10 protein-coding genes are annotated in these 8,080 nt (G+C 67.5%); 7 read left to right on the forward strand and 3 right to left on the reverse strand.

Annotation, left to right across the window (positions count from 1 at the left end):
- Window positions 1-380 precede the first annotated feature (380 nt).
- The 7 genes from ABD366_RS43085 to ABD366_RS43115 all read left to right on the forward strand — a co-directional run bounded on the left by ABD366_RS43085 (window position 381) and on the right by ABD366_RS43115 (window position 5,740).
- The gene (locus tag ABD366_RS43085; RefSeq protein WP_324768488.1) at window positions 381-635 is read left to right on the forward strand and encodes a hypothetical protein; all 255 of its coding nucleotides are present in this window, start codon (window positions 381-383) and stop codon (window positions 633-635) included.
- 210 nt (window positions 636-845) lie between these two features.
- Entirely contained in the window at window positions 846-1,133 is a 288-nt protein-coding gene (locus ABD366_RS43090; protein WP_324768489.1) for a hypothetical protein, read from the forward strand.
- A gap of 11 nt (window positions 1,134-1,144) precedes the next feature.
- On the forward strand, window positions 1,145-1,369 hold the full coding sequence (locus ABD366_RS43095; protein ID WP_324768491.1) for a hypothetical protein: 225 nt from the start codon (window positions 1,145-1,147) through the stop codon (window positions 1,367-1,369).
- Window positions 1,370-1,389: 20 nt separating this feature from the next.
- Window positions 1,390-2,304: a hypothetical protein gene (locus ABD366_RS43100; protein WP_324768492.1), complete on the forward strand. Its 915-nt coding sequence runs from the start codon at window positions 1,390-1,392 to the stop codon at window positions 2,302-2,304.
- Window positions 2,305-2,325: 21 nt separating this feature from the next.
- Window positions 2,326-2,730 (forward strand): hypothetical protein, encoded by a 405-nt coding sequence (locus ABD366_RS43105; RefSeq protein WP_324768493.1) that lies wholly within the window; start codon window positions 2,326-2,328, stop codon window positions 2,728-2,730.
- 1,138 nt (window positions 2,731-3,868) lie between these two features.
- On the forward strand, window positions 3,869-4,972 hold the full coding sequence (locus ABD366_RS43110) for a hypothetical protein (RefSeq protein ID WP_324768494.1): 1,104 nt from the start codon (window positions 3,869-3,871) through the stop codon (window positions 4,970-4,972).
- Between the two features lie 264 nt (window positions 4,973-5,236).
- On the forward strand, window positions 5,237-5,740 hold the full coding sequence (locus tag ABD366_RS43115) for an A24 family peptidase (RefSeq protein WP_324768495.1): 504 nt from the start codon (window positions 5,237-5,239) through the stop codon (window positions 5,738-5,740).
- 269 nt (window positions 5,741-6,009) lie between these two features.
- Here ABD366_RS43115 and ABD366_RS43120 read toward each other — a convergent pair whose 3' ends face one another.
- From ABD366_RS43120 to ABD366_RS43130, 3 genes are all read right to left on the reverse strand, one after another.
- On the reverse strand, window positions 6,010-6,207 hold the full coding sequence (locus ABD366_RS43120) for a hypothetical protein (RefSeq protein WP_324768496.1): 198 nt from the start codon (window positions 6,205-6,207) through the stop codon (window positions 6,010-6,012).
- Between the two features lie 869 nt (window positions 6,208-7,076).
- The gene (locus ABD366_RS43125; RefSeq protein ID WP_324768497.1) at window positions 7,077-7,283 is read right to left on the reverse strand and encodes a DUF397 domain-containing protein; all 207 of its coding nucleotides are present in this window, start codon (window positions 7,281-7,283) and stop codon (window positions 7,077-7,079) included.
- Window positions 7,280-8,080, reverse strand: an 801-nt coding sequence (locus tag ABD366_RS43130; RefSeq protein WP_344443638.1) for a helix-turn-helix domain-containing protein, incomplete at its 5' end; no start/stop codon positions are given. The genes ABD366_RS43130 and ABD366_RS43125, both read right to left, overlap by 4 nt.

The following is an 8,080-nucleotide window of genomic DNA, read 5'->3' on the forward strand; positions in this document are numbered from 1 at the left end:
GCGTTTTCGACGGCCCGCTCAAACGCGTACCGGTCCGCTGCCGAGCCGACGTCGGAACTGCGGGTCCGTACATGCACTGTCAGGTCGGTGGCCTGCGCTTATGCCCACCGGTACGCCTTCCACAGCGCCCGAAGAACGCGTACCGGCCGCTGACGGAACAGGTGTCGGTGGACTCAAGGACGGTTCCCATCGGCGCCAGGCTCGGGACATTCCGTCTGTTGCGACGTGTCGCAACTGCAGCATTAGCGGCCAGACAAGCTGGGCTCCTCTCCGGGAGCAGACCGCAGCCTCAGGTAGCCGCAGGGCGACAGACCCGGCCGAACATCCCGGGCACGATCCTTCGCCCAGGTCCATAGAATCCGGCCACGATGAAGAGACGTGTGCACTTCACCGAGCAGGTGGCGCGGTTCCGTGACTACATGCCGGCCGAAGACCGAAAGACATTCTTGCGGCTCGTCGAAAGGATCACGGCTGATCCCGAAGGCGCCGACAGCTATCTTGCCTACACGAACGACGCTGTGACGCGCGCGGCCTGGGAAGACTGCGTCATGGTCCACTACGTCGTGACGAGCTTCTTCGTGGTCGTCATCGAGGCCGACATCTATGACGCGTCGCGTGGCTTCAATGAGGTGTAGCCCCGTTGTGCACACGCACGCCGAAACCCGCAGCTCCTCTTGTGCGACATCCCGCGGGTTTCCCCGGGTCTCGCTGAGTTCCTGACCCGTGGCCAGGGGTTCTTCCTCCTTCGAGTGCTCCGCGGCGTTGTGACGTAACTTCGGGATTCTTGAAGTGTTCTCACTTCGTCCGGCCGATCCACAGACGGGCTGAAGGCGAGGAGGTTCGGGTTGACGGCGCTGGCGGTCGTACGGGACCTGCGTGAGCACTGGGCGCCCGCGTCGGCGGAGGAACTGGAGTGGTTTGAGACCGACTTGCTGTCAGGGTTCGTTCTGGCGGGGGCCTCGGCAGGGCTGGCGGACGGCACCATCCGCGGGGACGTCGGTCATCTGGATCAGCTCAGGTCCTGGTTCGGCCGGCCACTGTGGGACATGGAGCCCGCCGACGCGGACGTGTACTTCGGAAGGTGCTGCGGCATTCGCCCAGTGGCACTCGGCTGGGCCGGTCACAGGCGCTGAGCACGTACTTCATGTTCCTGGAGCTGCGGCACAAAGTCGAACTCCACCGGATGATCGGCCGGGTGGTCGAGTGCCCGATCGACGAGATGAACCGGCCGCGCGGAGCCAAGGATGCCCAGCTGCGGATCCCACCGAGCGAGCCGGAGATCGGGACGCTGTTCACGGGCTGGGGCGGCGAGCTGGCGACCTGCCGGAAGTTCGCCCCACCGCCCGAAACTACACCGCCTCGAAGCTGATGTCCCAGGTCGGCCTCCGGGTGAGCGAGGCATGCGGCCTCGAGCTGGACGACATCAATTGGGATCTGGGCCGGTTCGGCAAGCTCCACGTCCGTCACGGCAAGGGCGCTCGCGGCTCGGGTCCGCGCGAGCGAATGGTCCCGCTGATCAACGGCGCCGATCGGACGCTTCGGTGGTTCTTCGAGGACGTGTGGGGCCAGTTCGACGCCGATCACACCCGGCCCGGCGCCCCGCTGTTCCCGAGCGAGCGGAAGAACACGGACGGTTCCGCCCGCCGGGTCGGCGATGACGCGCATGGCCACCAAAGGCATGATCAACTCGTGGCTCTGCGTTCGCTGTTCAGCTGGGCCAAACGAAACGGGCTGATCTTCCGCAACCCCACCAGCCGGATCAAGGTCGAGGTATACGAGTACGCCGTGCTGCAACCGCTCGTCCCCGAGCAAGTCGACGGCTCCGTCGCGGCGGCCACCACTCCGGCGACCCGGCGCATCCTCGCCCTCGCAGCGGGCCACGCCGCCCGGGTCGCCAACCTTATGCTCGACGACGCCGACCTCGGCAACCGCCGGCTGACCATCGCCAAACGCGCCCGCACGCTCGACGAACTCACCTTGCAGCTGCTGCTGGACTGGCTGGAGCACCGGCGTCGCCGGTGGCCGACCACCGCGAACCTCCACCTGCTGATCAACAACCAGACCGCCAACACAACGAGCCGGGCCAGCAATCACTGGATCAGCGCTCCGACGCGGGGACAGGAAGCGACCCTGGAGAGACTCCGCGTCGACCGGCAGCTCGAAGAGGCCATGGTCAGGGGCCCTGACCCGCTCCACCTTGCCGAGGTCTTCGGGCTCGACGAGAAGACCGCGATGCGCTACGCGGACTCCGCACGGGCGTTGCTGGAGCAGGCCGCCCAACAAATGCCCGAGAGTCGACAATGACCTTCTGTCATTCTGCTTGCCATGTCCGCACGAAATCGAAGACTGCCCCGGCACCGTGCCTGGCCACTGACCACTACCGACATCAACGAGTGCCTCGGCCCCTACATGACCCGAGTCACGGACCTGGCATTCCTCACCGGGCATGACAGCGGGACCATAGTCCTGGGGGCAGCATGGACCGCCCCGGACCCCCGCAACTACGGCCGCGGCATCCACCCGGACCTGGTCGGCTTCCGCATAGATGTCCACCCCGTCGACGCCACTGAACGTGCAGCCACCCGCGCTGTTCTGCGAGCGCAGGCCCTCCCGCAACTTCACGACTGGATCACACAGGCGATCACTGCCGACGAGACCTGGCAATTGACTGACCACCAGCACTATTGGCGGCTGACCGATGGTCACCTCATGCACCGCGACGAAGCGTGAGAATGATTCCGGACGACACACCCCGCGCGGGTTCACAACCAGCCCAAGGGGCCGCACCCGAGAATCAGGGCACCAGACCTTCGGGTTCCCAACGAAGAACCTTCAGTTCCCCTGAACTCACGAGCCTCACCGGGGGTCACCGTATTCCGGAAGCTGCGCAGCGTATGAGCGCCAGCCCACGGAGTTCGGTGCAGCGTGGCACGGGGGCGGGACGGCTACTGCGCAACCGTCAGCCAGCCCGTGCGCAGTGACCGCAAACCGCAGGGCGCACTCGCCCGACGACTGTGCCGTCCGCTCTAGGCAGGTTGCGCGTGGAGCTCGGCAGCCCGGAGGCCATCCGCGTAGTGCCCAGCGACAGAGCCGCGCACCGATGCTGGGCACTACGCGTACTGGCCACCGGCTGAGCACCGGTACGCGTTTTGGGCGCCTCCGCAAAAACGCGTACCGGTCGGATCGAGCAGCTCGTCCCAACGCGTACCAGTGTTTGCGGCAACTACCCGCCGCCTGGCGGGTGTCCGCTGTGTCGGCGCCTTTGTGACCTGGTTTGTCCTTCCACTGGTACGCGTTTCGGTACGCGTTTTCCGCCCCCGCGAAACGCGTACCGGGCGTCGGGACCTCCGCGTCGAAGGCCGGTACCGCGACGCCGGGGGAGGAACAGCGAGACAGCGTGAGCTCGCCCGGCCGGCTCGTGGTGGAAAATCGAAGGCGTACCAGCGGGCAGAGTGCGCACCTGCCGCGGCAGAGCACTCGTGCCGCCGCGCAACGGCCCGGTTCACGCTGCTGCGCCATCCGTGATCGTGCTCCACGGGGCCCCCGGCCGGCGCTGCGCAGCGACCGCATCTCCCGGATTTCGCACCGGCCGCAGAGCCTGTTGCCGCGGGTGGCGCAGTGGGCGAAGAGCGGGTGCGCAGTCGTTACGGGTGCACGGTGACCGGTACGCGTCCTGACCGACCGGCAGAACGCGTACCGGTCGGCGCACCGGCCGGTCGGTGACGGACTGCAACCGAAATGTGATCGCAGGCCCCCGGATCCGGTACGCACACCGGTGCGCCCGGGCGGGTCAACTCCGGCATGGACCACAGATGCGCAGGCCCCGTTCGCGGAGCGGCTGCGGATCCCGGACGGACGGAGTGAGCACGTGAGCGGAGCAACGGAGGGGTTCGGCGGGCTGATCCGACGCGGCCCGATGGCGAGCGATGTGCTCGGCGCGCACTACACCACCGTGTTCAACAGGGCGGTGCGCGATGGGCGTCTGTCGCGGCGGGCTCGCGGGCTCCTGGTCGAGTTGCTCAGTCACCGCGACGGATATGGGATCTCGCTCGCGATGCTGCTCAGGGCCGGCCCGGAGGGCAAGGCGGCGCTGACGACGGCGCTGCGGGAGCTGGAGAGGCATGCCTATCTGCGGCGTGAGCGGGCCCGGGACAAGCGGGGCCGGATGGGCCAGACGCTGTTCTTCCTCACCGATATGCCCGACGGCCTGGAGATCACCACCGCCGGTGCCTGGGCCAGTTCGGACATCCCCCAACAGCCCGCGCCACCCGCCCCGGCAGATAGCGGGCGTGCGCGCAGGCCAGAACCAGAGCCGGGAAACCAGCTGGGGGACGGTGACGGGCAAAGCCGCAGGTCGCAACCACAGTCCGGTTTTCCAGCGCTGGATGACCCAGCGCTGGGAAATCAGCCCCATAAGAAGAACAACTTCAAGAAGACCAACAAGCAGAACACCAACCCCTTCCCTCCCTCCGCGCCTGACGCGCAGGACGGCACGGGACGGACGGACGCGACGACAGTCGCCCGGGGCCGGCAGACGTTGCTGTCGATCGCCCGTCACCACCCGGAACTGCATGCCGCTTTGGCGACCGGCACCACCCTCGCCGACCAGGCCCCCCTCGTGGGCCGCCTCCTGGCCGGCGGCGTCCCGCGCGAGCACATCCGCGAAGCCCTCGTGGGACGCCCCTATCCGCCGCCCGAGAAGCGCACACACTCCCTGGCCGCGCTGGTCGCCGCCCGCCTGCGCCAGCTCAGGCTCCTCGCCGCGGCCGCCGACTGCTCCCACGAGAGCAGGACCGGATTCCGGCAGCCGGTCGGTCAACCGGCCGCGCCCACGATGAGGATGAACGTGCGCGTGCCCAAACCGGAGTGCCCGGGCCAGGACGGCCTGTGCGGACGACCCGTCGGCGCCCCCGACGAGCTGTGCGGGCCATGCGCCCTCCCCGCCCGCGCAGCAACAGGCGCGGCACACTGAGGCAGATCTTCGACCAGGGAGAGTCTGATGAGGCTGTTAGTGATGGCTGCGGCCGCAGTGTGGGGCGCGGGCGCCGGATGGTGCAGCCTCGCCGCTTTCAGCCGGCTCACAGTGCCTGCTGGGTCGCCCTGGCGCTCGAGCTGCCCGCAAGGGCATCTACTTCCTGAAGGGCTGTACGGGTGGCTTGCTCCGGTCTGCCGGGCCGGTGCGCCACATGGCTACAGCAGTGCACTTGCAGCGGCAACCGTACCCGCTGGCACAGCCGTGCTCTGCGCCGTTCTTGCACAGGCCACCGGCCGCCATCCGGAGCTCATCACCTGGCTGGTACTGGCCCCGCCCGCTCTGCTGCTGGCGCTGGTCGACGCGCGAGTTCATCGGCTGCCGGACGTGCTGACACTGCCACTCGCGGCGGTCACGCTCCTGCTGCTGGGCCTGGCCAGCGTGATGCCGGCAGCACGGGGCTCGTGGCTCGGCGCCTGCTCAGGTTCCGTCGGGCTGGCTGCCGTCTTCCTGGTGATATTCCTCCTTTCACCGCGCGCGATGGGCTTCGGCGATGTCAAACTCGCACTGACGGTCGGGGGAGCTCTTGGCTGGTACGGATGGCGCGTGATGCTGCTCGGTGTCTTCGCCGTCTACGTCATCGCCGCCGCCCACGGCACCATCCTGGTCGCGTGCCGCAAGGCCACCGGCACGACGGCCCTGCCCTTCGGGCCCCCGCTGCTCCTCGGAGCTCTCCTCGGTGTCACCATCGGCGCCGCTCTCCCCTGACACTCCGGAGCGCGGACATCGTCGTCAGTGCGGACCTTGTGCAACATGGCGAGCATGTCGAAGTCTATTGCTGGTCTGTCCTTTTGTGTGCGGGCTCGATTACGGGAGACGGTCTTGTCCCGTGAGCCCGATGCATCAGGTGCCTCGCCCGGAAGGCTCCATCTCCAGATGACCGGGGAAACCGGCGCCGGTCGACGCCTGAGCCGCTGGCACCCCCGGTCACGTGGCACCGAAAGCTCCGCCGATCGGCGCGGAGCCGAACTACCTCATCAGAGGATGGAGCAGTAGGGAACGGAGGAGTAGCTTCGCGAGAAGTAGCCGGAGTAGATCCAGCCCTGGTCTGTGAAGTACCAGAGGTTGGGGACTCTGTTGTTGTAGCGGCAGTGCACCTGCACGTACGTGTCAGTGGGCTCGTACGCGGTGCACTTCCCGTAGGGGCCGGTGTGAGCGACGGCATTGACGGCCACCTCAGCGATGGGGCCGTAGTCGAAGGGAGAGCCTATGACGTCGCAGTCGGGAGCCGCAGAAGCGGCTGCCGTGGTGCTGCTGCTCTCCGTTCCGGACCACGCCGGGGCGGCAGCCACAGGGGCTGTTCCGGCCGCAGCGAGGGTCCCCGCCGCAACTGCCATGGCCAAGGGCATCAGGATTTCGCGAGTTCGAGACATGTTCTGGAGTCCCTTTTCTGCTTGAAAGCCTCCCCCGATGGGGGTGGTCTCGCCGTGTTGGGGCGACGCCAGGAGCTTGTTGTCTCGGTGGATGCAGAACAACAGGCACGCGTTGTCCCGGACAGTGCGCCGGTGTCCGTACTGTTCAGTGTCCTGTCCCGGACAAGTCCTGATCTTGCCCGGGCGCACCGCCCGTCTTTTTTGCTGTCCTACTGAGGTCTTGGCGGCTTCGGAAACCGTGCCGGTGAAGCGGCGAGTGCGCTGAGGGCGACGCCACGGTCGAGCGGATGACGGTGCGCCGTCTGTCGGGTGAAGCGCACCGGTGAGCTGCCCGACGGGGCGGACGTAGACGACGCATACCTGGCCGACGTGTGGGGGCGCCGCGAACTGTGGGGACGGTGGCCCCGGTGGGCCGGGCACTCCATGCGCCGCGGAGCGGCGGTGTCTTCGATGTGGGCTTATGCCCGGCGACGTTGCTGAGCGGGTCTCCGCGCAGCAGGGCCGGGACTGCGCGGGGGGGGCAGCCGCACGTCGGGGCCAGGAGGGGCGCGGCGATGGCGGGGCATACTCGTTCGTCCTGCCGCGGTCCCTGCCATGCGGATTGGGTTAGCGAGGGGCCTGGGGCCTTGTCTCACGGTGGTTGCGGGAGGCCTCAACCGCCGGGTGAGCAGTCAGCCCCCGGACTTGAGTTCCGTGATGAAGCGATCCCAGGTGGCGGTGGAGAAGAGGAGTATGGGCCCCTCGGGGGTTTTGCTGTCTCTGACCGGAACGAGGTGCGGGACTCGCGCAGTTTCCAGGCAGTTGTTGTCGCCGCTGGAGTGCGTGGCCTTGAACCAGCGGGTTGTGTTCGCATCGAAGTGCCGTTGCTGCGGGTTCACTTGCTGTCCATTTCTTGTAGTGCGGCGCGGATGCGCGCTAGGGATTCCTCAACGGGGAGGGCTTCGGAGTTGAGGCGGCGGAAGAGGGTGGTGAAGAACTCCACCTGGTCGGGCTGTTCGTAGTACACGGTGCTCATGAGGCTGTCGGCGTAGACGACGTCGGTCTCCGCGGGTTCGGGGAAGGCGAGGATGCCGAAGGGCCCGTAGAGCGCGCTGTTGAGCGGTGCGGTGGTGGGCAGCACCTGGATCTGGATGTGGGTTTCGTTGGCCGGCGAGAGCAGCGCTTGGAGCTGTTCTCGCATGACCTCGGTTCCGCCGACGCGGTGCCGCAGTGCGGATTCGGCCACGATCGCCCATAGCCGGAGCGGGACGCTGCGGGCGAAGACCTGGCGGCGCTGGCCGCGTACTTTCACCTGCTCTGCGACATAGTCAAAGTCGTCGGCTTTGTGGGGGCTTTGTATGCGGATGACGGCCTCGGTGTATGCGGGTGTCTGCAGGAGACCGGGGATGAGGGAGGTCTCGACGACGTAGAGGTCGGAGGCATCCCACTCGAGCGCGATGTAGTCGGCGTAGTGCGGGCTGAGGTCGCCGCCCTCGTACTGCGACCACCAGCCGCGCTCGCGGCCGTTTCGTGCCAGGTCCTGGATGCGGGCCCGCAGGGCCTCGTCGGCGACTTGGTAGAAATCGAGAAGAACCCGCAGGTCGAGGGGGCGTACGCCGGACTGTGCTGCTTCGATGCGGCTCATTTTGGATTCGGCGCACTGCAGCTCGTCGGCCGCTTGAGCCAGGGTTTTGCC

The sequence above is a fragment of the Streptomyces kunmingensis genome (genome assembly GCF_039533535.1).
Taxonomy (GTDB): domain Bacteria; phylum Actinomycetota; class Actinomycetes; order Streptomycetales; family Streptomycetaceae; genus Streptomyces; species Streptomyces kunmingensis.